Origin of the sequence: Psychrobacter piscatorii, assembly GCF_904846415.1 — a bacterium.
GTDB lineage: Bacteria > Pseudomonadota > Gammaproteobacteria > Pseudomonadales > Moraxellaceae > Psychrobacter > Psychrobacter piscatorii.
In genome coordinates this window covers 1-26,133 of the sequence record NZ_CAJHAR010000007.1, presented here as the reverse complement: position 1 = coordinate 26,133, position 26,133 = coordinate 1, and the positions used below count along the sequence as shown (strand labels likewise).

The 26,133-nt window shown below is 43.3% G+C and carries 22 protein-coding genes; 17 read left to right on the top strand and 5 right to left on the bottom strand.

Annotated elements, in window-relative coordinates; genetic code table 11:
- The first annotated feature begins 109 nt into the window (after positions 1-109).
- Together ribD and JMX83_RS04725 are read left to right on the top strand one after the other, a co-directional pair.
- Positions 110-1,165, top strand: coding sequence for a bifunctional diaminohydroxyphosphoribosylaminopyrimidine deaminase/5-amino-6-(5-phosphoribosylamino)uracil reductase RibD (gene ribD / locus JMX83_RS04730; protein ID WP_201599405.1), 1,056 nt, complete (start codon positions 110-112; stop codon positions 1,163-1,165).
- A 435-nt stretch (positions 1,166-1,600) separates the two neighbouring features.
- Positions 1,601-2,275: a riboflavin synthase gene (locus tag JMX83_RS04725; RefSeq protein ID WP_201599404.1), complete on the top strand. Its 675-nt coding sequence runs from the start codon at positions 1,601-1,603 to the stop codon at positions 2,273-2,275.
- Positions 2,276-2,364: 89 nt separating this feature from the next.
- On the opposite strand, the gene JMX83_RS04720 is transcribed toward JMX83_RS04725, so the two are convergent.
- On the bottom strand, positions 2,365-5,235 hold the full coding sequence (locus JMX83_RS04720) for a response regulator (RefSeq protein WP_201599403.1): 2,871 nt from the start codon (positions 5,233-5,235) through the stop codon (positions 2,365-2,367).
- 314 nt (positions 5,236-5,549) lie between these two features.
- On the opposite strand from JMX83_RS04720, the gene fmt reads away from it, so the two are divergent.
- The 11 genes from fmt (at position 5,550) to JMX83_RS04665 (ending at position 17,983) form a co-directional block, all read left to right on the top strand.
- Entirely contained in the window at positions 5,550-6,638 is a 1,089-nt protein-coding gene (fmt, locus tag JMX83_RS04715) for a methionyl-tRNA formyltransferase (RefSeq protein ID WP_201599402.1), read from the top strand.
- Between the two features lie 80 nt (positions 6,639-6,718).
- Positions 6,719-8,302, top strand: coding sequence for a transcription antitermination factor NusB (locus JMX83_RS04710; protein WP_201599401.1), 1,584 nt, complete (start codon positions 6,719-6,721; stop codon positions 8,300-8,302).
- Positions 8,303-8,348: 46 nt separating this feature from the next.
- Positions 8,349-9,770 (top strand): threonine synthase, encoded by a 1,422-nt coding sequence (gene thrC / locus JMX83_RS04705; RefSeq protein ID WP_201599400.1) that lies wholly within the window; start codon positions 8,349-8,351, stop codon positions 9,768-9,770.
- Positions 9,771-10,094: 324 nt separating this feature from the next.
- A complete protein-coding gene (locus JMX83_RS04700) occupies positions 10,095-11,204 on the top strand; it encodes a LysM peptidoglycan-binding domain-containing protein (RefSeq protein WP_227675738.1) in 1,110 nt (369 codons plus the stop codon).
- Positions 11,205-11,261: 57 nt separating this feature from the next.
- Positions 11,262-12,515 carry a DNA-processing protein DprA gene (dprA, locus tag JMX83_RS04695; RefSeq protein ID WP_201599486.1) on the top strand — a complete coding sequence of 418 codons (1,254 nt, stop codon included), beginning with the start codon at positions 11,262-11,264 and terminating at the stop codon, positions 12,513-12,515.
- A 123-nt stretch (positions 12,516-12,638) separates the two neighbouring features.
- Positions 12,639-13,268 carry an L-threonylcarbamoyladenylate synthase gene (locus JMX83_RS04690; RefSeq protein WP_201599398.1) on the top strand — a complete coding sequence of 210 codons (630 nt, stop codon included), beginning with the start codon at positions 12,639-12,641 and terminating at the stop codon, positions 13,266-13,268.
- Between the two features lie 131 nt (positions 13,269-13,399).
- A complete protein-coding gene (locus JMX83_RS04685; protein WP_201599397.1) occupies positions 13,400-13,918 on the top strand; it encodes a GbsR/MarR family transcriptional regulator in 519 nt (172 codons plus the stop codon).
- Positions 13,919-14,017: 99 nt separating this feature from the next.
- Positions 14,018-15,133: an SRPBCC family protein gene (locus tag JMX83_RS04680; RefSeq protein ID WP_201599396.1), complete on the top strand. Its 1,116-nt coding sequence runs from the start codon at positions 14,018-14,020 to the stop codon at positions 15,131-15,133.
- A gap of 129 nt (positions 15,134-15,262) precedes the next feature.
- A complete protein-coding gene (locus JMX83_RS04675) occupies positions 15,263-15,760 on the top strand; it encodes a hypothetical protein (protein WP_201599395.1) in 498 nt (165 codons plus the stop codon).
- A gap of 27 nt (positions 15,761-15,787) precedes the next feature.
- Positions 15,788-16,759: an epimerase gene (locus tag JMX83_RS04670; RefSeq protein ID WP_201599394.1), complete on the top strand. Its 972-nt coding sequence runs from the start codon at positions 15,788-15,790 to the stop codon at positions 16,757-16,759.
- Between the two features lie 87 nt (positions 16,760-16,846).
- Positions 16,847-17,983: a metallophosphoesterase gene (locus JMX83_RS04665; protein WP_201599393.1), complete on the top strand. Its 1,137-nt coding sequence runs from the start codon at positions 16,847-16,849 to the stop codon at positions 17,981-17,983.
- Positions 17,984-18,000: 17 nt separating this feature from the next.
- Here the strand turns inward: JMX83_RS04665 and JMX83_RS04660 are convergent, their stop codons facing one another.
- Entirely contained in the window at positions 18,001-19,395 is a 1,395-nt protein-coding gene (locus JMX83_RS04660) for an alpha/beta hydrolase (protein WP_201599392.1), read from the bottom strand.
- 449 nt (positions 19,396-19,844) lie between these two features.
- On the opposite strand from JMX83_RS04660, the gene grpE reads away from it, so the two are divergent.
- Both grpE and dnaK read left to right on the top strand, forming a co-directional pair.
- On the top strand, positions 19,845-20,444 hold the full coding sequence (grpE, locus tag JMX83_RS04655; protein WP_201599391.1) for a nucleotide exchange factor GrpE: 600 nt from the start codon (positions 19,845-19,847) through the stop codon (positions 20,442-20,444).
- Between the two features lie 184 nt (positions 20,445-20,628).
- Entirely contained in the window at positions 20,629-22,569 is a 1,941-nt protein-coding gene (gene dnaK, locus JMX83_RS04650) for a molecular chaperone DnaK (RefSeq protein ID WP_201599390.1), read from the top strand.
- A gap of 127 nt (positions 22,570-22,696) precedes the next feature.
- Here the strand turns inward: dnaK and JMX83_RS04645 are convergent, their stop codons facing one another.
- Together JMX83_RS04645 and JMX83_RS04640 are read right to left on the bottom strand one after the other, a co-directional pair.
- The gene (locus JMX83_RS04645; protein WP_201599389.1) at positions 22,697-23,539 is read right to left on the bottom strand and encodes a methyltransferase domain-containing protein; all 843 of its coding nucleotides are present in this window, start codon (positions 23,537-23,539) and stop codon (positions 22,697-22,699) included.
- Positions 23,540-23,590: 51 nt separating this feature from the next.
- Positions 23,591-24,823: an 8-amino-7-oxononanoate synthase gene (locus JMX83_RS04640; RefSeq protein ID WP_201599388.1), complete on the bottom strand. Its 1,233-nt coding sequence runs from the start codon at positions 24,821-24,823 to the stop codon at positions 23,591-23,593.
- Positions 24,824-25,106: 283 nt separating this feature from the next.
- Here JMX83_RS04640 and JMX83_RS04635 point away from each other — a divergent pair, with 283 nt between their 5' ends.
- A complete protein-coding gene (locus JMX83_RS04635) occupies positions 25,107-25,646 on the top strand; it encodes a porin family protein (protein WP_201599387.1) in 540 nt (179 codons plus the stop codon).
- 218 nt (positions 25,647-25,864) lie between these two features.
- A complete protein-coding gene (locus JMX83_RS04630; RefSeq protein ID WP_201599386.1) occupies positions 25,865-26,026 on the top strand; it encodes a hypothetical protein in 162 nt (53 codons plus the stop codon).
- Here JMX83_RS04630 and JMX83_RS04625 read toward each other — a convergent pair.
- Positions 26,019-26,133: transposase (locus JMX83_RS04625; protein WP_162628550.1), on the bottom strand; the 115-nt coding region annotated here is incomplete at its 5' end. The two genes, JMX83_RS04630 and JMX83_RS04625, sit on opposite strands and share 8 nt — an antisense overlap.

Below are 26,133 nucleotides of genomic sequence, written 5' to 3'. Positions count from 1 at the left end.
ATACATCAATAAATATGTCTAACCATTGAACTGATTTGAGTTCAAAGCGCTTAGATTATTAAATAAAACTCTCCGTAATTATGACCAATCATTTATTAAGCCTACTGTTATGCCAACTATAAATCACTCTCAAGATGCGCAAGATCGCTACTTTATGATGCTTGCTATCGAACAAGCTAAGCTCGGTTTGTATACCACTAGGCCAAATCCAGTAGTAGGTTGTGTCATCGTCCAAGCTGAAAAAGTGGTCGGTCAAGGGTTTCATCCGAAAGCTGGTGAGCCACATGCAGAGGTATTTGCACTAAAACAAGCAGGCGATCGAGCAGTGGGCGCAACGGCTTATGTGACTCTAGAGCCCTGCAGCCATACAGGGCGCACACCGCCATGTGCGTTGGCACTCGTTGAAGCTAATGTGAAGCGTGTTGTGATTGCAGATCTAGACCCCAATCCGCAGGTCGCAGGTCGCGGGGTAAAGCTACTTAAGCAAGCTGGTATTGAAGTGACGGTTGGCATACTGACAGAGCAGGCAGAAGCATTAAATCGCGGATTTTTAAAAGCAATGCGGACTCAGATGCCCTATGTCAGACTAAAAATAGCGACTAGTCTAGATGGTCGCACCGCGATGGCATCTGGTGAGTCAAAATGGATTACATCAAATGCGGCTCGCGAAGATGTGCAAAAAATACGAGCACAAAGTGGGGCAATCATAACTGGTAGCGAGACAGTGATAACTGATAATCCGCAACTTAACGTGCGTTCAAATCAACTAGGTATACCACCTGAAAAAATACCAGCACCTCGGATTGTGGTGCTCGATAGACGTCAGCGTTTGGAGCACAGTGCTCAGTCTGATTATCAATTGTGCCGGCGCACAGATACGATTTATTGGCGCACAGACGATCTCACTGATTTACTAGCAACATTGGTGAGAGATCATCAGTGTTATGACGTCTTGGTGGAGGCAGGTGCTGGCGTTGCTGGAAGCTTTTTGAGTCAACAGCTGGTCGATGAATTGATTGTTTATCAGGCGCCTTGTCTACTTGGTGATCAAGCGCGACCAATGGTCAATTTCAATCCCATCTCACTGGCTCAACAGTTGCGCTTCGATATTTATAATTATGAGCAACTTGGTTCTGACCTTAAATTAACGCTATTGCCTTTGTAGGTTTCTTATTTGTGACTTTGTTATCCACAAAATGCTTATAATGTGCACTATATGTGGATAAGTACGTTGCCATTTTAAATGTTCCACATGAAACTGTGTATAACTTTGTTTCACATGAAACATGAAAAGCTGACTCTTTTTGGGATTTTGTAATAAATTATATAATAATCAGTTACTTACGTCTTTAACTCTTACGTTGTAAGCGCCAAAATAAATTTAGCACCGTTGTGGATAACTATATAGTTATTAAAGATTTTAAGAGTATCCTATTGACTTACGCTTACTTATCCACAATCTATCCAATGACAGCCTGCATTTACCGCGTGTTTCACTGCAAAATGTACTCAGAAAGGCAGCATTAAGAAATTTGGTTAAGTATTTGATAAATAAAGTGATGTGTTTATAGCCGCATTATAATAATGAGATGAGGATGATATGTTTACTGGAATTATAGAAAGCGTTGGAAAAGTTAAATCTATGCAACCAACGGGCGGTGATATACGCTTGACCATAGAGTCTAATGATTTGGATTTTAGCGATGTAAAGCTGGGTGACTCTATTGCATCGAACGGTATCTGTTTGACGGTTGTAGAGCTCGGTAATAACCATTACTCTGTCGATGTTTCACGTGAAACAATTGCTAGAACCGCACTAGAGTCTTTAAAAACAGGCGATAAGGTCAATCTAGAAAAAGCGATGCTACCGACGACGCGTTTTGGTGGCCATATTGTTGCTGGCCATGTGGATGGGGTAGGCGTCGTCAGTAAGCTGCAGCAAGACGCACGTTCTATTTATATTGAGATTGAGATACCGGAAGAGTTGGCACACTATACGGCGACCAAAGGTTCTATCACGGTGGACGGGATTAGTCTGACTACCAATCTGGTACGTGACAATATCGTTTCTTTAAATATTATCCCGCATACTGCTCAAGTGACTAATATCGCTAAGCATTGGTTGGTGGGTAATAAGGTCAATATCGAAGTGGATATCGTTGCACGCTACTTGGAGCGTTTGCTAAATAAATCACAATCTGGTGGTATGAATGCTGCAAATCCTCAAAGCCAAATTACAGAAGCTTTTTTAGCAGATAATGGCTTTATGAAATAACGTTCGAGGTTTTACTTACCTGTCTAGACCTTTCACCCTGTCAGTATTACGAAATCAAAGTAATATCGACAGGGTGATTTTTTATTCTTTTATTGACGCTGTATAAAGCTTTGTAAAACGGTTTCTAGATCCTTTTTACTGATAGGTTTGGATAAAAACTCGTTCATACCTACTTGCATGCATGCCTTGCGATCCTCTTCTGTATTATTCGCCGTTAGCGCGACAATAGGTATGTCGTCGCCTTGTGCGCGGATTGCCTGAGTAGCTTGTAGACCGTCCATGACTGGCATCCGGCAATCCATCAAAATCAGGGAAATCTCCTCACGCTTGCTGGCTAATATATCAAGCGCTTGCTGACCATCTTCTGCAACGATACTGCGATAGCCAAGTTTGCTCAACATTTTGCAGGCTATTTTTTGATTGGTTGGGCTATCTTCCACTACTAAGATAAGGGGTGATAATGGCTGTGAACTTTCTTCTTGAACAGTTGTCTCGCTAATGTTCTCTTTAATATCTTGTGTTTGTGTTAGCTTTTTTCTAGCTGGCATTGTCAAGCGCAGGATTTCAGACAGTAATAGCGCACTATCTAAAGGCTTTGCCAAAAAGCCATCACACTGATCGAGTAACATAGAGGGTATGCGACGCTCAGATTTCATACTAAACAGTATTTTAGGTAAGGATGTATTAGCGAGCAGGCTGTTTAATGCCTGTCTTCTATCGATGCTCGTGACTATATGATTGCTGTGCGTTAAATGGGGTTTTGTGAGGTCAGACTGCCCTTGTGGTAATGAGTTTTGATATTTCGCTGAGCTGTCAGCGTTGGTCTTGCTGCCAACTAAGATCGCGCTGGTATCATAGTATTCATAATCTAGTAGGAGTATGGGTGCTGAGCTTTGCTGAGCTCGACTTAGGCGTTCTGTTAATCGCTCTATAGTCGCTAGGTCTACAGAAGTATAAATAGTGCTAGATATTGCTAAGTGCTCACAAAGCCGCTGTAAATGTTGCGCGACAAGCGGCTGATGGACGACCGCGATTAGGCAAGTATGATTTAGGTGCTGACTAGGATGATATACCGGCTGATAGTTTGGACGTCGACAAGGCAAATAAAGGTTGAACACACTACCTTCATTAACGGTACTGGTTAGTTCTATAAATCCACCTAGTAATCGCGCAAAGCTATTGACGTTTTTTAGTCCCAACCCTGTATCGATAGTATTCTGCGCTACTGGGTTGATATCTGGGCTATGGGGTTTATTTAAGTACGACAAAAGCTGATGCTGTTTGGCAGATGTGATACCGATACCAGTGTCCTGAACACTAAAGCGCACCCAGCAACTCACTGCATCTGTGGTAAGGTTTGTATTGATAGACTGTAAGGTCTCTTTGCTAGCCTCTGACATTTGCTCATGGTCGGTTTGTTCAATGATAAGTGCAACATGACCGGAGGGGGTAAATTTTACGGCATTATGCAGTAGATTCAGCAAAATTTGCCGAAGACGCACATCATCGGTATCAATAGAGCGTGGACAGTCTGGGGCAAAAAAGTAAATCAGCTCAAGCCCTCTTTGCCTTATATCATTTATGATTAGCTCATTAACTTCCTGACCAAGCTTATAAATATCGACGGGCTCAATATTAAGGCGGGCTTTTCTAACCTCGATATTTCCTATATGTAGCGTCTCATTGAGTGCGGTCAGCATGTTCTGACTGGTGGTAATCAAAGTATCTAGCGTTTTGTTTTGTCTTGCATTCAATGTGTTCGGATCAATTGGCTCAAGGATATCGATCATAGCTTCTAGCGGTATGCGCAACTTATGACCGATGACAAACCTGAGTTTATTGAACTCATCAACCTTTCGCTGTAGCTGTTTATTTTGCTGTTGCAACTGCTCGTTCTGATTAACCAGCTCACTGACATCATTAAGCAATACCGTAAAACCATGAACTTGTCCATGCTCACCAAACCATGGAGTGGCATGCAACTGGTAGGCTTGTTTGTTGTCTATTCCATAGACGGTTAATGTACGCGAGACTTGTAAACCAGCTAGCGTTTGAAGTATTTGCTGAGTCGCCTCATCTTTGCCCATGACAAAGTCAGTGAGTGTATAACTGTGTCCGTTTTTGGCAGAGGGTGTAAATATTTTTTCAAAGCGTTGATTATAGAAGCTAATCTGACCGTGACGTAAGCTCATCAGCATTGGTAGCGGTGATTGATCAACCAAGCGCTCCAAACGATGATTTAATGTTTTGATACGTCGATAGTCGTTGTGTAGCTGATAGCTGACACGGCTCAGTGCATGACCTAGCAGCAAAAACTCAGTGGTGGATTTTTCTTGTAAAAAGGGTGGCGGCGTATAAGATTCTTTTGCATGAACACTCAAATTATCAGTGTAAGCTATTAGCTGCTCCCAGTTGGTTCGACGGTGGAGCGTATAAAACAAAGCGATAAAAAACAGTATCAGAGCCACCATCAATGGTAGCCAATAACGGTACGAGGTCCAGTCGATAGTCAAAGGCTCATAGCGCAACACAACATAAACCTGATGACCACTTTCGAGCTTTATCGTTCCTGTTAAAGCACTACTACTGACCGTATACGCACTTTGGTTATCCTTAGAAAAAGTGGCTGAATTGACTGTGGGAAACGTTACTGTCGTAAAAGCTGATTCGTTAGGCTGAGTCTTGCGATGGATATAAGTTTGCCCAGATGGCATCATCAAAATAAGCTGATAACTGATATGATCAAAAGCAGGCTGTTTTAGGATTTTTTCTATTTCTACATCGATAGGCGCGGCATGCTCAGTAATACTGTGCTGTAACGCGTGAAAAGTATCTATACTGTGTTGTTCGCTATGATGTCTCAACCCATCAAACAACGTGACATAGTACAGCAGTAGCATGACCAGTAAGGTCGATGCATAGAAGATCAATAATCGCTGTAAGGACTGAAACTGTTGCATGAGAGCATGGCCCTATATCGACACAAGAATATATAGTGAAATCATCATCGTTTCTTATAGTAATCGATTTATTCAAAACCTTGGTACGGATACCTTCTTATTATCTATAGCAGAATAATAGTGTGCTATTTATAGAGTATTGCTGACGAAGTATTTTTATTCTATAAGAAGGTCGATAACTAGAGCAATGACACTTTTTATATTATAAAGGCAAAAAGCGTCATTAGTCATACTGGATTGAGACTACCACACTTATGGCACAACGTCGTAAACTCACCTATAATGGACAAATTAACCTTATATAATGCAAGACTATGACTACTGCCACTTTTGATCTGTCTAATACATCTATAAACAATAATAAACTATCTACCGAGCGACTGAGAGTCGTATTTGCAGGCACCCCTGAGTTTGCTGCCATTAGTCTAGAAGCGCTCATTCGCCAGCAAGACGCACTTAATATCGATATTGTCGCGGTATATACCCAGCCCGATCGCAAAGCAGGACGCGGCCAAAAACTATCAGCCTCTGCTGTCAAAGAAGTGGCATTAGCGAACGATATCGCGGTAGAGCAGCCAGTCACCTTCAAAAAATCCAGCACAGAAGGCATGGCAGCACGACAGACGTTGCGTACGTATCAGCCAGATCTCATGATTGTCGCCGCTTACGGTTTGATTTTGCCTATTGGGGTATTGACCACACCCACGCATGGTTGTCTAAATATTCATGCCTCATTGTTGCCACGTTGGCGCGGTGCGGCGCCTATTCATCGCGCCTTATTAGCGGGCGATGATGAGACAGGTATTACCATCATGCAAATGGATAAAGGGCTTGATACCGGTGATATGCTCTATAAGGTGAGCGCTAGTATAGAGCCTGATGAGACTGCTGCTAGCCTGCATGATAAGATGGCAGCGCTTGGTGCGACGGCTATCGCTACAGTATTAAAAGAGTTATCACATTATCAAGCACAGGCAGTCACTCAAGATGACAGTCAGGCAAATTATGCCGAAAAGCTCGTAAAAACTGAAGGTGAGATTGACTGGACACAACCTGCTGCTACCATCGAGCGTCAAATTCGTGGATTGACGCCATGGCCAGGCGCTTATACTTTTCTAGAAGGGCAGCGTGTCAAAATACTCGCTGCACTACCCATCAATACCACGCAAAAAACAGATAAGCCTGCTGGTACGGTTGTGAGTGTCGGGCGCAAGGCAATTTTGGTGGCTTGCGGTCAAGAGGTTGAACAACCAAATGATAAAGACGCTCATGACGTACAACTCAGCAATACATTGGCGATAACCAAATTACAGTTTGCTGGCGGTAAGCCAATGACGGCGGAACAGCTTTGTCATGGCAATCAGCTAAACGACGGTGATCAATTCACAGCAGAATCAAAATAGCTTTATCTAAATAGCTTTAACGACATCTAACCCTACTAGCACAAGACGCGATCGATCATACGTCAAGGAAATACAACTTCATGAGACAAACCAACAGCGCGTCTAAAAACAATGCACCTATAAACAACAAACTCAAGCCATCAAGCAACCTGATTATGAATGGCAGCGTGCGCGTGCGTGTGATTCGCACCTTGCTTGCTATTCAAAATGGTCAGTCGCTCTCAAGCGTGCTTGACCCGTTATTAAACAGCTTGCACGATGGTGATAAAGGTTTTGCACATGCATTATTACTGACCACGTTACGCCAATGGCATGCCCTTGCGCGATTGCTCGACACGCTCGCGGACAACCCTATTGACGAGGTCGAAGTTCGTACCACGATTCAAGTGGGTTTGGTGCAATTGCTGTATTTAGAAGTGGCAGACCATGCCGCGATTCATGAAACCGTTGAAGCCGCAAAAGAAATTGAGTTTGCGCATGCAACAGGCTTAATCAATGCTATCTTGCGTAAAGTCGCCAAAAACCCGAGTAAATTCCGTAAGAAGTGCGATAAAAAGCATAGCTTGCCAAATTGGCTTGCCTATCAGCTTAAGCAAGATTGGAGTGAGCAGTATGATGAGCTGACCCAAGGCTTGCGCCAAGCGGCACCGATGTTTTTGCGAGTCAACTCGGCAGTTACTCCAGTAGAAGATTATCAACAGTCATTGTACGGCGCAGAAATTGATGCAGATGTCGTTGAGCTAACGACTGGTTTTAGCGTAGCGAACTTGTCAAATACTGCTACAACACTATCGACCAAAGGCTTAAGACTGCATCAGACTACCGCTGTCAATGCTTTGCCTCATTTTGCTGAAGGCACTGCTAGCGTACAAGATATGCATGCTCAGCTTGCAGCCCCCATTATCAATAAAGCGTTAATGGCGAAGCTCAGCGCTGAAAAGTCTGATACGGAAAATACAAATAACGAGATACATATTCTAGATGCTTGTGCTGCGCCTGGTGGCAAGCTTGCTCACTGGTTAGAGCTCATAAGCGCTAATGACGAATCATCGTTGTTTCACGTGAAACAAGATGATGCAGAAGCGAAATCTCTAGCTTCCAAAATCAAGCTAACGGCTATTGATAACGAAGCACCACGTATCGAGCGTATTTATGACAACTTGCAGCGTCTAAACTTAAAGCAGCAAGATTTAGAGCAAGCTGAGAAAAATATCGCTCTTAACGTTATCTGCGCTGATGCAACCAGATGGCAGCATGGAAAAAATAAAAAAGCCGCGACCAATGAGCCAGTATTTGATGCGATATTATTGGATTCTCCTTGTACCGCGACTGGCGTGATTCGCCGTCATCCAGATATCAGTATCCTGCGTACCGAAGAAGACATCGAGCAAACGGCACTGTTGCAAGCAGATATCTTGCATAACTTGTGGCCACAACTCAAAGCCGGTGGTTATTTGCTTTATGTCACATGCTCTATCTTAAAGCAAGAAAACGTCGAGCAAATGCAGGACTTTATCACTCATCATAATGACGCAGTAGTGATTGAGTTTACCGAGGATTGTAATTGGGGCATCGCGCAAACCATCGGTCGTCAGTGCTTACCGATTGATAGCGAGAGCGGTGATGGTTTTTATTATGCGCTGTTGCAAAAGACTGCTGAATAAACCATTTTTAACTATTGAATAACATTATTGTAGACAGGACAATCTAATGAAATATATCAGTACTCGTGGTCAGACAGCACCGATGGACTTTAGTGATGTGCTATTGATGGGCCTTGCACCAGATGGCGGCTTGATGTTGCCTGAGCATTATCCAACGATTGATAGCGCTGTACTCGATGAGTGGCGTACGCTTAGCTATCCACAGCTCGCGATGGCGATTATGCAGCGCTTTGCCACTGATATTCCTGCAGTTGATTTGCAGGATATTATCGAGCGTACTTATACGGCTGATATATTTGGCTCTGATGATATTGTCCCTGTTCGCAAGCTCGAAGACAATTTATACATTTTAGGGTTATCAAACGGCCCCACATTGGCATTTAAAGACGTTGCTATGCAGTTCCTAGGCAATGCCTTCGAATATGTCCTCAAAAGAAAAGAGGCACGTATCACTATTATTGGCGCAACTAGCGGCGATACGGGAAGTGCAGCGGAATACGCGTTGCGTGGCAAAGAAAATGTCGAAGTCTTTATGCTGTCACCGCATGGCAAAATGAGTGAGTTTCAGCGTGCGCAGATGTATAGCTTGACCGACGATAATATTCATAATATCGCCATCGATGGCATGTTTGATGACTGTCAGGATATTGTAAAAGCCTTACAGCAAGACGCTGATTTCAAAGCCCAGTATGACTTGGGTACGGTTAACTCTATCAACTGGGGACGCATCCTAGCGCAGATCGTTTATTACTTTAAGGCCTATTTTGCGGTGACGGCAAGCAACGATGAAAAAGTTAGTTTTAGCGTCCCATCAGGCAACTTCGGTAACATTTGCGCCGGTCACATCGCTCGTGAAATGGGTCTGCCCGTTGAGCGTTTGATTGTTGCCACCAATGAAAACGACGTACTCAATGACTTCTTTAACCAAGGTGCTTATCAGCCGCGCCCCACCGACAAAACCTATGTAACCTCAAGTCCATCGATGGATATCTCTAAAGCTTCGAACTTTGAACGCTTTGTTTACTTGTTGCTGGATAAAGACAGCGCACGCGTCCATGAGTTGTTTGACGGCGTAAAATCAGGACAAGGGTTTGATTTGTCTGATTTGATGGAAGCGGTCAATACGCGTTATGGCTTTGCTGCTGGCAAATCAACCCATAGCGATCGTTTAAATACGATCAAAGCGTTGTATGAAACGCATGGCGAACTTGTCGATCCGCATACGGCTGACGGTATCAAGGTTGCCAAAGAGCTACAGCGTGAGGGTGAAATCATTATCTGTGCAGAGACCGCGTTGCCTGTTAAATTTGCTGACACTATTGTCGAAGCAGTGGGGCAAATCGACATCGAGCGTCCGGCTCATACAGAAGGTTTAGAGAGCCTACCGCAACATGTTGTGGTATTAGAAAATAGTGCTGAACTGGTCGCTGAGCAAATTCGTCAACATGTTGCACCAAATCCCGCATAAGCGATAAACGTTTTAAGCTCGTCTTCTATAGATAGAAGCGTTTGTATAAAAGTTACACCATTGTAATAAAGTGTTTATGATTGTGTTATGGTAGATATAATTGTAGTATTAGAAACAGCGTCAGCGAGTCATTATTTTGCTAGACGTTTTTTTAGGAATGAATCTAGCCAATTATACTGAACAGCTGCCCTATAGTTGCCACAAGAGTGATACTTATAAATCGCTGATAATATTGATTTTTTAATAAAGTAAAATTTCTTTAAAGTGATGAATTAAGTTTGATTTATTGTGACCAAAACAGTGGTACATATTGTGGATATAACCATGAAGATGAGCTTAAAAAAGACAGCAAAAGCACTGGTAAAAGGATTATTAGTTACGACATTTAGCAGTGCCATGTTGATGACCACAGCCCACGCCAATAATCCACCACCTACCATAAAAGCAGATGCCCCCAATCGCTATATCGTCAAAAAAGGCGATACCCTATGGGATATCTCAGGCCGCTACCTCGACAGTCCATGGCGCTGGAAAGAGATTTGGGCAACCAACAAGCAAATCAAAAACCCAAACCTTATTTATCCAGATGACATTCTTATCCTTTGTGTGATTCAAGGTAAGACGCTGATAGGAGTCGATACAGGAGAAGGCTGTGCTGGTATCGAAAAGCAGCTAACGGGTAATGTCGTTGCCAGTACTATCGCCGTGACCTCAACGGCCAATAGTATTCCGCCTATTCCATGGTCTGCTATTCAGCATTGGCTTGATAAAACGCTCATTGTGAATCCAGAAGATTTCAATACCACACCGTATATTTTGGCGTCCAAAAACCGTAACCTAATCACGGCCAGCGGTGATAAAGTCTATGCCAAAGGGGTGCCGCTGATCGTTGGTCAGCGCTATGGCGTATACCGCGAAGGTGACCTGTACGTTGATCCTAAAACTCAAGAAGTTATCGGTCTGGAAGTCACGCAAGTAGCGACTGGCCTTGTTACTTCGACAGAAAGTAATGGCGTCACCAGTTTGCAGCTTACTGACAGTTATGACAAAGAAGTGCGTGAAGGTGATCGCGTGTTTGTCGAGTTGGACAACGCTATTCCGCCTGTCTTTTATCCAACGCCTGCCAGCGTCAGTCGTGGTGGTATGATTGTGCGAGTAATGGATTCAATCAGCTCTGCCGCTAAAGGCAGCGTGGTAGCGATCAATTTAGGCAGCTTGCATGGTGCCAAACCAGGTGACGTACTGACCGTGTATCAAAAAGGCCCGTTGGTGCGAGACGTTAAGGATAATGATATGCCGGTACGCTTGCCAAATGAGCCAAGCGGTATGGTGATGGTATTTAATACCTTTGATAATATCAGCTATGCTTACGTACTTGACTCTGAGCTACCACTCAATGTCGGCGACCAACTATTGCCACCCCCTTATCTATAAGCACATAAGGCTTTGTGAAGCGATTTTACTAAGTTTGCCCAAACGAGACAGATGACAATGACCGCAGTCACCTCTTCTTTATCCGACGATCAGCGTGCCATATTGGCGCTGTGGTATGAGGTGAATGCGTCCTTATCTGCTTATCACAAGCTTGTTACCACTTATGGTGACGCGCAGCTCGCGTGGCAAGCCAAGGTAGAGGCATGGAAGCAGTTAGGCATTCATCACACGCATCTCAAACGTCATGAACAGCCAGAGCAAACACATGCTGCTATTGATAAGATACAGCAAGCGCTTCTAGATGGTCGCTATGGTTTATTGTTTGCCGGTCAGCCTGACTATCCTGCTCAGCTTCTTCATATTTATGATCCGCCGCCATTATTATTCTTTCGAGGAAATAGCGCGCGCCTGCATCAAGCTCAAATTGCTATCGTAGGCAGTCGAAAACCAACAGCTCATGCTCAAAAAATCACGTTTGATATGGCGCAATATCTGGCACAGGCAGGGTATATCATCACCAGTGGTCTGGCGATAGGCATGGACAAACGGGCTCATCTAGGCGCTTTGGCGCAGACTGATCTTGACTATCAAGGTCGTACTATCGGCGTGATGGGGACAGGGATTGATGTGAATTATCCCAATCATCGTGACCAGTTATTTGCTCAAATCATCGATCAAGGTGGCTGCATTATTAGTGAGCTACTACCTCATACTCAGCCGCACAAGCATACCTTCCCGCGCCGTAACCGTCTGGTAGCTGGGCTGAGTCTAGCCACGATTGTGACCGAAGCAAAGATCAAAAGTGGTTCGCTCATTACTGCCCGTTTAACTTCTGAGCAGGGCAAACAAGTCTTTGCCATTCCAAGTCATATTGATAATAGCAATGCTGAGGGCTGCCATCACTTAATACGTGAAGGGGCGACGTTGATTTACCATCCTCAGCAGGTGTTAGAAGACGTCAATGGTCAGCTTGATTATGGCAAGCGCTCGTATAGACCAACAGATACTACTACAAGCGCTAATAGCCAACAATCGCAGGTAACTCAGTCCTCTGACGCTTTAAATGTAGAGACGGGCTCTGTCACAACGGTCAGTCAGCCAGAACCTTCTCATATCAAAACCCCTCGTAGCGCGATCGTTGTCCCTGAGCATTTAACACAAATCTATGAGCAGCTCGATTGGCATGGACAGGATTTAGATGCGCTTATTATTGCCACTAATCTTGCGCCGCCACAACTGATTGGACAGCTGATGGAACTTGAGCTAATGGGCGTCATCAGTGTGCAAGGCGGACGCTATTTACGTGTATAGCGAATCGTCACTCCTAACTACCACATAAGAATAAGTAGGATGGATTCTAAATATCGCTACCTTAGTCAGCCTGTCTCTTGTGCTATTATTAGTGTCTCTATTCCAGCATGAAACATGTAAGCTATGAGCCAATCTATACCTCTTATCACTGACTCTGCCACACAAGCTGCAAACTGGCTTAAAGAAGGAAAGCTGCTTGCATACCCAACAGAAAGCGTTTGGGGTATCGGTTGCGACCCTTATAATAAAGCCGCTGTGCAGCGTATCTTGGATATTAAACAACGTCCGCAAGCCAAAGGCATGATCGTCATTACCGATAGCGTAGAGCGTTTGTCACCTCTACTAACCTCTTTAAATAATGCCCAGCGCCAGCAAATTATCGATAGCTGGCAGCCAGATGTTAATGACGGCGAGTTAAAAAATCGCCAAGCGCATACTTGGTTATTACCCATTCCTCAGACACTTTCGACCACGATGCCCTCATGGATAATGGGTGAGCATCAGACTATTGCGGTCAGGGTCATCGCCCATCCTATCATACGAGAAATATGCCAACAGATGGTCAGCGCAAATAACCCATTTGGCTTCATTGTTTCGACTAGTTGCAACCCGTCAGGTCAATCGCCTGCCAGCACCTTTGATACCGCCCATGGTTACTTTGGTGAGCAGATTGGCTATTTTCAGGCTGATACTCTAGGTTATATCTTACCCAGCCAAATCTGTGATGCAACGACAGGAGCTATTGTTCGATAAAAAAGCCAGCAATAGCGGTATCGTTTCAATAATAGATACAATTAAAATTTCACTGTTGACAGAAACAAAAGAATGGCGCAAGATAAGCCAAAGTATTTACTATATTTTATCAAAAACCAGCGACTTCTATTATGAAATTAAATCCTGTGACGGAAAAATTTGTCTTACATTGGGGTGAGATGGGCACGCAGTGGGGCGTTAACCGCACCATGTCACAGATCCATGCCTTGCTTTATATTATTGGTAAGCCGCTCAATGCAGAAGAGATTACCGAAACGCTAGGTGTTGCACGCTCTAACGTTTCGAATAGTATTAAGGAATTACAAAACTGGGGGCTAGTGGAAAAGGTCTCTATATTGGGTGATCGCCGTGACCACTTCACGACTAATACTGATGTATGGGAGCTGGCGCGTATTATCGTCATTGAGCGACAAAAACGGGAACTTGACCCAACCGTACAGTTTTTACAAGCATTAATGGACAGTCCTGAGTTTGAACATGAGAATAGCGAGGTAAAAACCCGCATTCAAGAAACGCAGCAATTCGTTAAGACCGTGACGACGTGGTCGTCTGAGATGCTTAAACTACCGACTAGCGCGCTCAAAAAGATCTTAAAACTGGGCGCTAGTATCAAGAAAGTACTGCGCTAACCTATTTTAAAATAAAAAATTTGACCTTTTATTTCTTTTTTAACAGAAATAAAAGAAATAATATAAGTAATCAGAAATGCTGCTGCTAAGGATATCGTCATGGGTTCAGATACTGATAAAAATGATAATGAGCGCTCTTTGGATAATGACAATGAGATTGCACCTGCGACTCGTTTGCCAGAAGATGAACTGGCTATAACAACACGAATCGCAGATCAAAGTGACGCTGAGCAGGCAGAAGAAGCGGTCGAGCAAATTTATGTCCCACGTTCAACCGTACGCAAATTGTTGCCGATAACGATCATGCTTGGACTGATGTTATTAGAGTTCATCTTTTGTTATAAAGTCGCTGAAGATGGAGAGAATTTACTCAGTATGCAGTTTTTATTGGGTGTCCCTCTATTTATTAGCGCAACCATGGTATACCTAGCCAGCTACCATAAACCTATTGCTACTGGTCGGGTCTTCTTACTCACGTTTTGGTTAGTATTGGGTATTTTAGTGATTTCGGTACCCATACTAAAAGAAGGCACCATTTGTATTGTTATAGCATCGCCTATCATCTATGTGGCTTTACTGCTCGGCGGACTGGGTATGCGACTAGTCTGTCTGACAGTATGGAAAACTAAAGCGTTGTATAGTGTCGCGTTCTTGCCATTATTGGTATTGTTTGCACCTTTGGAGCCTATGCCTGAGACTTATCAAGTGACTGACAGCATCTTGATTAAAGCCGCCCCTGAACAAGTTTGGCAGACTATCAATCACATTGACAATATTGACCCTGAAGGCTTTTATCAAGAAAGCCAGCTCTTACCCTTTATGCAAGTGCCTACGCCCAAGTCGGCTATTACTGTTTGGGAAAATAGTCAATGGGTTCGTAAGTGTGAATGGCACGGCAATATCAAGTTTGATGAACCTTTAATTTCACAAATTCCAAACCGTCAATTGCGTTGGCAGTTCGTATTTGGTCCTGATTCTGTACCGCCAAAGACGCTTGATGATCATGTCACTATTAATGGTGAGCATTTTAAGCTATTACATGGGCAGTATGACCTCGAACCAGTCAATGACAATACGACCAAACTCACCTTTAATGTGACGTATCGCATCAGTACCAATATGAATTTTTATGCAGGATTTTGGGGGAAGTGGGTGATGAATGAGTTTGTAGAGGATACGCTAGGCTTATACAAAAATCGGTTAGAAAATATTTAAGAAAATAAACAATCATGATTAATATAATTATAAAAGTCACTAACCATCAATTATCCATCGCAAATCCATCGCCGCTACCAGCACACTATTTATACTTAATTAACGATTAATATTAATAGGATAAATACTATGAAAATAGACAACGATTTGACAGGTTATCCTTATATACAGGTGATTATTTTGTTTGCAGGGATTGGTAGTGTGATTAGTGGTCTACTTGCCCAGCTGGGTCTATTGTTTATCTTTAGGAATGCTAATTTTGCTCAGATTGGTTATCAGCCATTATTATATGTGGGTTTACTTGGTTTTATTCCTGCGCTCTTAACGGGTATTGTTGTCGCTTATAAACATATATGGCGCGATGATCACAAAAGTATAAGTACGGTATTTTTAATTGGGTTTATAACATCAGCATGTTATATGGGTGTTATCGTCCTATATTTAGGTATAAATGCTTTGATAGAGATTGGCGTGCTACTAGCGTTTATGATTGCCATAGGATTGTTCGGCGCGATTAATGCAGCACTCGCGAGCTTTATTGCCTTACCAAAGTCATGTAAAAGCCGTTTTGACAACAGGGGTAAAAAAGAACACGATAATTATCAAGAGTTGTCTTCTTTTAAATAATGAAAAACACAACGTAAGGATGTGACTATGAATATTTTAATCAGTGGTGGCTCAGGGTTTTTGGGTAGTGCGTTTAGCCGAGAGTTAATCGAACGGTATCGCACGCAAGGTAAAGAGGTGATGATTACTTGGCTGACCAGAGATAGCAGTCAAGATCACCCTGATGACATCAGTATGATGACTTATGACGAGCTTGAAAAGTCTGATATGAGCTTTGATGTCATAATGAACTTAGCTGGCGCAGGTATTGCTGACGCGCGTTGGAGCGATGAGCGCAAAGAGCAATTAATAGCCAGTCGTATTAAGCCTACTCAATCGATATTAAGCTTCATCGAACGTACGGCAACAAAGCCAAAACTACTAGTAAGCGGCTCAGCAATCGGTTGGTACGGCACGCAAGGTGATAAGCCATTGACTGAACACAGCAGTTTTGAGACAGACTTTGCCCATCGCTTATGTGAGGAGTGGGAGAGCTTGGCGCTCAAAGCGACTAATTACGATGTCCCTGTCGCTATTGTACGAACAGGTGTTGTGATACATCCTGAAGGTGGTATGGTGGCCAAATTACTACTGCCATTTAAGTTTGGCGTTGGCGGGCAGTTGGGTGATGGTCAACAAATTATGAGCTGGATTAGCCGTGACGATTGGGTGGGGGCGGCGATTTTTATTATTGAGCAGCATCTTGTCAGTCAATTTGGCCATAAACAAAGAGTTTCACATAGTGATAATGTCATAGAGACAAGAAGTGATACGCCAGCCTTTGTCTATAATCTCACTGCGCCCAATCCCGTGAGTAACCATACTTTTACAAAAACGCTTGGCTCATGGTTACATCGGCCGACACTTTTTACCTTGCCAGAGTTTTTACTCAAGCTGATGTTTGGCGAGATGTCGACGCTACTGATTGATGGACAAAAGGTGCTGCCACAAGCGCTATTAGATGCAGGTTACACATTCAAGCACGTAACACTCAAACAAGCATTAGAGGATCAGAGATAGTTATGTCGTGACTGTTTCATGTGAAACATAAGAAGGTCAGCTTATATTAAATATTCACTAGATTGTATTTCTGTCTAAGGGCAATCCATGCGTTACGCATTTTTCATCACCATTTTTTTGCTCTTGCAGCTGTTTAGTGCGGGCGCTGCTCTAAGCTTACAGTGGTGGTTACAGCCTTGGATCACGCCAGCGCTCCGGATCGCTATATGGTCTGCTATATTTATCATTACTAATGGGTTGTTGATATTAAGTGTCAAAAGAGCGTTTGCCAATAGCTACCGCTGGGTTAGCGGTTGGATGTTGGTTATGCATTTTATGCTGCTCACGGCATTGCTGATAAGCCTACTCTATGGTGGATATTGGCTAATAGTCTTGCTGTCAGGTAATGCGAACAATGACCTGAGCAGTATCGCTATTGGATTACGCGCCCTAGCCTTGATTATATTTATAGGACTATTCTCTTATGCGCTGCATAGTGCTTATGTGCCAGTCGTACGCAAGCTGTCCATTAGTATCAACAAACCGCTCGCTAAACCATTGCGCATTGCGGTCGCGAGTGACCTACATTTAGGACGATTATTTGGCGTAGCAGCGATAGATAGGTTGAACCGTCTAATGATTGATTCGCAGGCTGATATGCTGCTTATGCCAGGCGATATCATGGATGACAATACAGACGCATTTAATAACTATAATATGGCAAAAAACTTAGCTGAGCTATGCAGCAGCCTGCCATACGGCGTCTATGCAACGCTAGGTAATCATGATTTGTATGGGCACGAACAGCCAATTAGCCAAGCGTTAGTCGATGCAGGCGTACATTTATTAAATGATGACGTGCTTGGTATCGAACATGAGGGGCAGCCTATATGGCTGGTTGGACGTTTTGATAATCATAAACGCCAGCGTGTCGCGACAACTGATCTGCTCGCGAAAGTTGATACTTCACAGCCAGTGATACTGCTGGATCATAGACCAAGCGATATTGATGAGCATAGTCAGTTACCAATAGATCTACAGGTATCAGGGCATACTCATAATGGGCAGGTTTTCCCCGCTAACTTTATCGTAAGTGCTATCAATAGAGTAGGTTACGGGTATGAAGCAGTCGGCAGAGGACACTTTGTGGTGTCCTCTGGTTATGGATTTTGGGGTATTCCATTCCGGTTAGGCTCACGCTCAGAGATTTGGTTAATTACCGTTTCTGGTCATACTAATAAATGAGTAGTATTAACTAGCCGCTACGCCACGAGCTGCGATTTTGTACTAATAACCTCACGGACGAAGCCGCCAAAACCATGAATAATATTTTTTGTTTCCTGCCCAAGTCCTTGATGCACGCTCATAAAATGAATAAATCCATGCGGTGCGCCCAACACAGTATGGGTCTCAACAGGGACTTTATAACTCTTTAGCTGCTTGGCATAAGCAAATGCCTCATCACGCAATACATCGAGTTCAGCGGCGACGATATAGGTTGGACATACTTTGCTGTTATCACCAAGCATTGGCGAATTTAGTATATGTATGCGTGGCAATGGACTATTTTCAAGACAAGCGGCGTCAAATACTGCCACATCAGCGTGATCCAATAACAGGCCTTCACCATACAGCTCCCAACTCGGATAATCTGTCTCAATATCAGTCACAGGATACAAAGGCATCTGTGCTAGCGGCGCAGGTAGCTTCTTTAATAGATCAAACATTTTCTGACCATCTGCGCCTAAATCTAACCAAGCGTTTTCGTTTGGTGCGGTGAGTTGCTGTGCAATCAAGGTAGAAAGGCCACCACCTGCGCTATCGCCTGCAAGAACGATACGTGACGGTAAGGCTCCTAAGGTATGGCAATGCTCAGCCAACCAAGCATAAGCGGTGATACAGTCTTTTAATGCTGCGGGTGCAGGACACTCAGGAGCCAAGCGATAATCCACACTGACCACGGGCCAACCAGTCTGCTCACAGACCGCGTGACAGAACTCATGATGTGTATCGACATCACCGATACAAAATCCACCACCATGAAAAAACAACATGGCAGTTTGGTCAGGGTTATGAGCACGTCTTTTTTTAGAGCCAACGCTCTTGGTACCTGCCTGATAGCAGCGAATGGTCATATCGCCATCATCCGCGTTGGCTATGGTTTTATCTTCCCAATTGACAGGTGTTTCACCTTTTTTGATAAAAGGTTTAATGTTACTTAGCATACTGCCACCCGCTTGGTGCCATACGCTCGGTGCTTGCATCGCTACCGCATCCGCAGCAAACCTTTCACGGAGCTCGTGCATGGGCGTCAGCTCTAATGGCGTCTTAAGATGACTATTCACCGCGAGGATCAGGCGCAAATGAGCATTGGCGTGCAGATATTGCTTTGAGTGAGGTCCTTTTAAGTAACCAATCAAACCTTCTAATACTGGCGTTGGTAGATAGCCAAGACCTTTCATCGCGTAGTGCAAAGTGTGTGGCTGGCAATGTGTCATTGGGTTATAACTGAGCATTTTTTCTTTCACACTCAAACGCTTTTTTTGCACACTATTGTCTTTCGCTTCACTAATCATCTCATCGTTCGACGCCAAATGCAGCGCCATCAATGTTTTGTTCAGTAAGGTATTGATTGATGATACTGTTGAATTAGACATAACATCTCTCATAACTGTTTTTGAGTGTTTACTGTTACATCAGCGTACACTTTAAGGTAAGGAATAATATTTGTAGCAATAATAAGGCAGTAGTGCGTAAAACAGGGTGTTATTTAGTAATGGCGTGGGTAGCAACGGTAACCTATTTAGAATAATTGACGGTTTTTTGTACGTTTTGTTAACGTATATTGAGACCAGTTGACACAGCGGAGAAATGCTGAGTACTTGGTTTAAAGAAAGATCTAACCATATTTGTCGTAAATGCGAAAAATTCCTTTGCTTTAGGCTTGAAATTTATACTTACTACCTTTATCAAGCAGCTATTAGAGCGTATTAATATAAAAAATGAGTGATAACCGTTAAGTATCTGATAAAGGCATAATACAGCCAGCGATTGGCTGATTTATTGTGTCTTATCTCAATTATTATTGACATTCCAAGGAGCTATCATGAGCGAGCAAAATACCAACCAAGAAAACTTTGACCAAACGGTCGTACATGACAATGTTGAGCATAAAGAAAGTATCTTAGAAGAAACCTTGGATGAGTTTGATCCAAAGAACAACTCAGGCGAAGAAGCCACGATTGAAAACGAGATCAACCTTGACACATTCAAAGCGCGCATTGCTGAATTAGAAGGTGAAGTGAAGCAGGCCAAAGAAAGCACTGCTCGCGCCAACGCTGAAGCTTACAATGCACAAAAGCGCGCCGAGCAAGAAGCGGACAAGAGCAAAAAATTCGCTCTTCAAAAATTTGCAAAAGAGCTACTCGATATCGTTGATAACTTAGAGCGTGCTATCGAAAACGCAGACGCAAATGATCCAGTCGCTGAAGGGGTTCAACTAACTCACAAAGCATTGGTCTCTGTACTCACACGTCATGGCGTAGAAGTGGTTGATCCAGAAGGTGAGAAATTCAACGCGAACTTCCATGAAGCAGTGGGTATCGATCCAGAAGCAGAAGCTGACACCGTCGGTACAGTCCTACAAAAAGGCTATAGCTTAAACGGTCGTCTACTACGTCCAGCCATGGTACGTGTTGGTCAATAATATTTTTGGGGGCTAAACCCTACTAATATAAAGGTTTTTCACAAAAAATCACATGAAAGACTGTTTTTGCTTGATTGCCGCCTTGAAAAATACAACAAGCAAACCGATATATAGCAACAAGTGACCGACTACGGTCTGGATAAATAAGTATTTATAGTTAAAAACAAATTAGGAGCAATTGATTATGGGTAAAGTAATTGGTATTGATTTAGGTACGACTAACTCGTGTGTAGCAGTAATGGAAGGTGACAAAGTTAAAGTCATCGAAAATGCTGAAGGTACGCGTACCACACCATCAATCGTCGCTTATAAAGATGACGAAACATTGGTTGGTCAGTCAGCGAAGCGTCAAGCGGTCACCAATCCAAGCAACACATTGTTTGCGATTAAGCGTTTGATCGGTCGTCGTTTTGATGACAAAGTCGTGCAAAAAGATATAGGTATGGTTCCTTACAAAATCGCTAAAGCAGACAACGGCGATGCGTGGGTAGAAATCAACGGTAAAAAGCTTGCGCCACCACAGGTTTCTGCTGAAATCTTGAAAAAAATGAAAAAAACAGCAGAAGATTATCTTGGTGAGAGCGTGACTGAGGCAGTTGTAACCGTACCTGCTTACTTCAATGACTCACAGCGTCAAGCAACCAAAGATGCGGGTAAAATTGCGGGCCTTGATGTAAAACGTATCATCAATGAGCCAACTGCTGCGGCACTTGCTTATGGTATGGATAAGAAGCAAGGCGATAGCACCGTTGCTGTATATGACTTGGGTGGTGGTACTTTCGATATCTCAATCATCGAAATTGCAGACGTTGACGGTGAGCAACAGTTTGAAGTACTAGCGACCAACGGTGATACGTTCCTTGGTGGTGAAGATTTCGACTCAGCATTGATCGATTTCTTAGTAGCTGAATTCAAAAAAGAACAAGACGTTAACCTAAAAGGTGACTCTCTTGCGATGCAGCGTCTAAAAGAAGCGGCAGAAAAAGCGAAGATTGAACTATCAAGTGCACAAAGCACTGAAGTGAACTTGCCATATATTACTGCTGATAGCAGCGGTCCTAAGCATTTGGTTGTGACCATCAGTCGCTCAAAACTAGAGAGCCTAACGGAAGAGTTAGTACAGCGCACCATGGGTCCTTGTAAGATTGCCCTTGAAGATGCTGGCCTAAAAATTGGCGATATCGATGACGTCATCCTCGTTGGTGGTCAGACGCGTATGCCGCTAGTACAACAAAAAGTACAAGAATTCTTCGGTCAAGAGCCACGCAAAGATGTGAACCCTGATGAAGCTGTGGCAGCTGGTGCGGCAATCCAAGGCGCAGTATTGTCTGGTGATAAAACTGACGTATTGCTACTTGATGTAACGCCATTGACGCTAGGTATCGAAACGATGGGCGGTGTGATGACGCCAGTTATCGAGAAAAACACTATGATTCCTACCAAGAAATCACAGGTATTCTCAACAGCTGAAGATAACCAGCCAGCAGTAACGATTCAGGTATATCAAGGTGAGCGTAAAATCGCTAACCAAAACAAACTGCTTGGTCGTTTTGACTTGACGGATATCCCACCAGCACCACGTGGCTTACCACAAATCGAAGTGTCGTTTGATATCAATGCTGATGGTATCATGAACATCTCAGCAACCGATAAAGGTACTGGTAAAGCGCAAAGCATCCAAATCAAAGCGGATTCTGGCTTGTCGGACGAAGAAGTCGAACAAATGGTTCGCGATGCAGAAGCTAATGCTGCTGAAGATGAGAAATTCGCTAATCTAGCGCAAGTTCGTAACGAAGCAGATGGTCGTATCCATGCGGTACAAAAAGCGCTGAAAGAAGCAGAAGATAAAGTCACTGATGAAGAAAAATCAACAGTAGAATCTGCCATCACTGAGCTTGAAGCGGCGGCAAAAGAAGATGACCATGACGAAATCAAAGCCAAGCTTGAAGCGTTAGACAATGCATTCTTGCCAGTTAGCCAGAAGATTTATGCTGACAGTGGCGCAGGTAGCGAGGGTATGGATCCAAGTCAGTTCCAACAAGGTGCTGACGCTGCTGGTAGCAACCAAGCAGATGACGATGTCGTTGATGCTGAGTTCACTGAAGTAGACGAAGACAAAAAGTAAGCAATTACTTAATTTTCAAGGCTGATTTAATCGCTAGTTAGACTAAATTAGCTAGATCAAAAAAACGCATCTTTTGAGATGCGTTTTTTTATGCCTGATATTCAAGTATATATTTTCAAGCGTGCCATTATGGCAAACGCGCATCAATCATTAGTACGTCGTAAGTCAGATACACGCAAGGTTGACCGTCCTCATCTATACCCGAAAACTGCTGCCAATAGTCGCGCTCGAATGCTTGCAAGCGGGTTTTGGTCCAGACAAAAGGCTGTGTGTTAGACGTTTTCTCACCAATCGTTTGCTTGCCACAGGTTTGATTGCTATGTATTTGATTGGTAGACACACCTGTCATCTTCATATGTTTAAGCACATCATAAGGCCGGGCAAATGGCACGTTAAAACGCTGCGTTGATAGCCTTATGTGTTGAAATCCTGCTTGATCCAGTGCTGATTGCCATTCACTAATATCTGGATAATGCAGTCCTTGCCGTGTCAGTGTCTTTATTTGCAAAAAATTATCTGGGGTAAAAGTACTGAGTAGTAACTGTCCATTAGGTTTTAGCCGTGAGGCTGACTGTGCGATAAAGCTGAGTGGATTATCAAACCATTGTATCGCATTGGCACTGATGACTAAGCTGTACTCACCGCCTAAATCCATCGTTTCAGCATCGCCAATTAATATCTTTGCTTGCGGCAACATTTTCTGCAAATAAGTGGCTTGCCGTTCTGACAATTCATTGATAACCCATCGCGCGCTTTTTACATATGCTGCTAGCAGCTGCGTCAACTGTCCTGTACCTGCACCGACCTCAAGCACACTATCGTGCTGTTTACGTGTGATACGGCTTATCAACTCAGCACAAACTTGCTGTTGAATATGAGCATGGTTGTCATACTGACTGGCTTGAGAAAAATGCCGTGCGATGGCTTGCTTGCGGGTACTGAGTTTGGATGCAGTGAAAGGATATTCCATAAAGGTTCTTCAGTATAAATAGATATCGTAATGCTCAAAAGGCAGCAGACATCATGTTGATAACTGCGTTATTAATCGCTCGCAATCGGCATGGGTGATAGCTGCATTAAGCACCAGACGAATACGTGATGTATTGGCAGGGACGGTCGGTGGCCTAATAGGTAAGGCATAAAATCCAGCGGCTTGGAGCTGTTTTGCCTTGGCCATGGTACGCGCATTGTCACCCAAAATATAAGGCACAATGGGTGACTCGTAAACAAGCTCTTGTCCTGCCGATGCCACACGATATTCAGGGCTAATGGCTTGGCTCAGTCGTAATGAAATCTGCGCCAAATGCTGTCGCCGCGTCTGTAGCTGTGGCATTTTTGCCAAAATAAATCGTGTCCAAGCATGGTTTATCGGTGGCAATGCGGTACTAAAAATCAGCGGACGCATCTGATTAATCAGCCATGATCTAACCACCTCATCACATAGAATATAAGCGCCAACGGAAGCAAATGCTTTACCAAACGTACCCACTAGGTAGTCAATCTCAGTTAGGGTATTTGTTTCTTCAGCCAGACCTAACCCTTGCTCTCCAAGGACACCGACGGCATGGGCTTCATCGATATATAGCTCGATACGACTGTCAGTGGCTTTTAGCTTAACTAAAGCGGGTAGATCAGCACGATCCCCGTCCATACTAAAAATACTTTCGGTGACGATGATGATGCGCTCCACATCCTCTTCAACCTGCATAAGCATAGCAGCCAAATGCGCATAATCATTGTGTCGATAGCGGCGATACAGGCAGCGCTTGCTTTCGCTTAGCCTGATACCATCAATCATACTGGCGTGTACCAACTTGTCTGCCAAAATAATCGTTTTCACTGATAGTGCAGTCAATGCAGGTAAAATCCCGATATTGGCATGGTAGCCACTATTTAATACTAGTGCAGATTTCGTCGCGGTTTGATTTATTCCAGCTGCGGTTTCATACCAAGCTTGTAGCTCATACTCTAATGCCTGTAGCTGTGTATCGTTACCAGTTAACAGGCGCGATGATGTTGCGCTCATTTTGGGCAAACAGTCCATTGATTGCTGAATAAACTCGAAAAACTCACGCTGCAACTCAGCATTACTGCCCAAACCTAGATAATCGTTGCTGGCAATATTTAATAAAGTATTGCCCTCATTGATTACGTATCTTCCTTGATGTTCGATATCTGGTAGCTTACGATACTGTTGTTTGTCTCTTAGCTGTAAGAGGGCGTTTTGCAGCTGTGCATTGAGTGAAGCTGACATACAGAGCCGTCCTTTTTCTTTATTCGTCAGTATACGCGGAACACAATGAGTAGGGATTATTGCACAAAAACGTGATGTGTAACAAAAAGTTTCATATATCAGCCTTTGTAACCCGAGCGCTGACAAATGCTTTCAAATCTTAACTCTCATACCATTAAACACTGACAGAGTGTCTGAAATAGTTTGTTACTATGTACTCATCGTTAGCAAACAAGGCGATAGGGCCAAATGGTCAATACAACTAAATAACTTGTTTGTCCAAATTTACTTGAAGGAGCTAATAATGAAAACTCTACAAAAAACTATACTTGCACTAGCAACTGGTTCTTTACTTACTGTAGGTGCACAAGCTGCCGTTAACTATGGTAACGGTTACACAGGTCAACCGTATGTTGGTGCTAAAATTGGTCAATTTGACAATGATGTAAGTGGCGACGATCCAACTGCTTATGGTGTGTATGCTGGTTATAACTTCGATCCTAACTTTGGTATGGAAGTTGAATATGTTGGTTCAGATGATGCTGACCTAGATAACAATGCTGGCGACTATGATACCAAAACTTATGGCGCGTACGGTACTTACCGTTATATGTTCCCAAATACTGCACTATATGCCAAAGGTAAACTTGGTATCGCTAAAACAGAGCTAGAAGCTGATTTTGATAACGGTAGCAGCGATTCAGTGAGTGATACTGGTATTGCTGGTGGTATCGGTCTTGGTTATGCGGTGAATCCTAACTTCAATGTCGAAACAGAATATGCCATGATGGATAGTGATGCAGACACTAAGCTGCTTACTGTAGGCGCTAACTTAAAGTTCTAAGATAATATAGCGTACTCATACCTATAGTCAAAAACGAAAAAACGACCATTTCATATGGTCGTTTTTTTATGCCTGTAAAATATTTTTGCAACACATGTTTACTTTGGTAAATAATTTGGTATGATACCGCCACTACTAATAACAAGTAGAAAATAGTTGAGTAGTATTTGATATTCAACAAATTATTTGTTTATTGAATCCAAGGTTGAGAATAGTTTATGAAAAATCTACAAAAAGCGTTACTTGCAGTAATCGCAGGCTCAGTAATGACCATGAGCGCACAAGCAGCCATTTCTTATGGTGCTGGCCAATCATACGTTGGTATTAAAGCTGGTCAATTCATGGTAGATGCTGATGATTTAGGGCGTGTCATCAATTAAGCCAAACGACACAAGAAACTAAGTGAATGGCACTAAGGAAATGACTGGCTAACTTATCATAGCGAGTGGCAATCGCACGATACTGCTTAATCTTGGCAAAGAAGTTC

Coding starts and splice junctions, on each gene's coding strand:
- JMX83_RS04680 (WP_201599396.1), top strand. CDS start 14,018: ATGGGTTCAGATACTGATAAAAATGATAATGAGCGCTCTTTGGATAAT.
- JMX83_RS04720 (WP_201599403.1), bottom strand. CDS start 5,235: ATGCAACAGTTTCAGTCCTTACAGCGATTATTGATCTTCTATGCATCG.
- JMX83_RS04640 (WP_201599388.1), bottom strand. CDS start 24,823: ATGTCAGCTTCACTCAATGCACAGCTGCAAAACGCCCTCTTACAGCTA.
- JMX83_RS04675 (WP_201599395.1), top strand. CDS start 15,263: ATGAAAATAGACAACGATTTGACAGGTTATCCTTATATACAGGTGATT.
- JMX83_RS04645 (WP_201599389.1), bottom strand. CDS start 23,539: ATGGAATATCCTTTCACTGCATCCAAACTCAGTACCCGCAAGCAAGCC.
- JMX83_RS04725 (WP_201599404.1), top strand. CDS start 1,601: ATGTTTACTGGAATTATAGAAAGCGTTGGAAAAGTTAAATCTATGCAA.
- JMX83_RS04670 (WP_201599394.1), top strand. CDS start 15,788: ATGAATATTTTAATCAGTGGTGGCTCAGGGTTTTTGGGTAGTGCGTTT.
- JMX83_RS04635 (WP_201599387.1), top strand. CDS start 25,107: ATGAAAACTCTACAAAAAACTATACTTGCACTAGCAACTGGTTCTTTA.
- grpE (WP_201599391.1), top strand. CDS start 19,845: ATGAGCGAGCAAAATACCAACCAAGAAAACTTTGACCAAACGGTCGTA.
- dprA (WP_201599486.1), top strand. CDS start 11,262: ATGACCGCAGTCACCTCTTCTTTATCCGACGATCAGCGTGCCATATTG.
- JMX83_RS04660 (WP_201599392.1), bottom strand. CDS start 19,395: ATGTCTAATTCAACAGTATCATCAATCAATACCTTACTGAACAAAACA.
- JMX83_RS04685 (WP_201599397.1), top strand. CDS start 13,400: ATGAAATTAAATCCTGTGACGGAAAAATTTGTCTTACATTGGGGTGAG.
- JMX83_RS04665 (WP_201599393.1), top strand. CDS start 16,847: ATGCGTTACGCATTTTTCATCACCATTTTTTTGCTCTTGCAGCTGTTT.
- thrC (WP_201599400.1), top strand. CDS start 8,349: ATGAAATATATCAGTACTCGTGGTCAGACAGCACCGATGGACTTTAGT.
- JMX83_RS04700 (WP_227675738.1), top strand. CDS start 10,095: ATGAAGATGAGCTTAAAAAAGACAGCAAAAGCACTGGTAAAAGGATTA.
- JMX83_RS04690 (WP_201599398.1), top strand. CDS start 12,639: ATGAGCCAATCTATACCTCTTATCACTGACTCTGCCACACAAGCTGCA.
- fmt (WP_201599402.1), top strand. CDS start 5,550: ATGACTACTGCCACTTTTGATCTGTCTAATACATCTATAAACAATAAT.
- JMX83_RS04710 (WP_201599401.1), top strand. CDS start 6,719: ATGAGACAAACCAACAGCGCGTCTAAAAACAATGCACCTATAAACAAC.
- dnaK (WP_201599390.1), top strand. CDS start 20,629: ATGGGTAAAGTAATTGGTATTGATTTAGGTACGACTAACTCGTGTGTA.
- ribD (WP_201599405.1), top strand. CDS start 110: ATGCCAACTATAAATCACTCTCAAGATGCGCAAGATCGCTACTTTATG.
- JMX83_RS04630 (WP_201599386.1), top strand. CDS start 25,865: ATGAAAAATCTACAAAAAGCGTTACTTGCAGTAATCGCAGGCTCAGTA.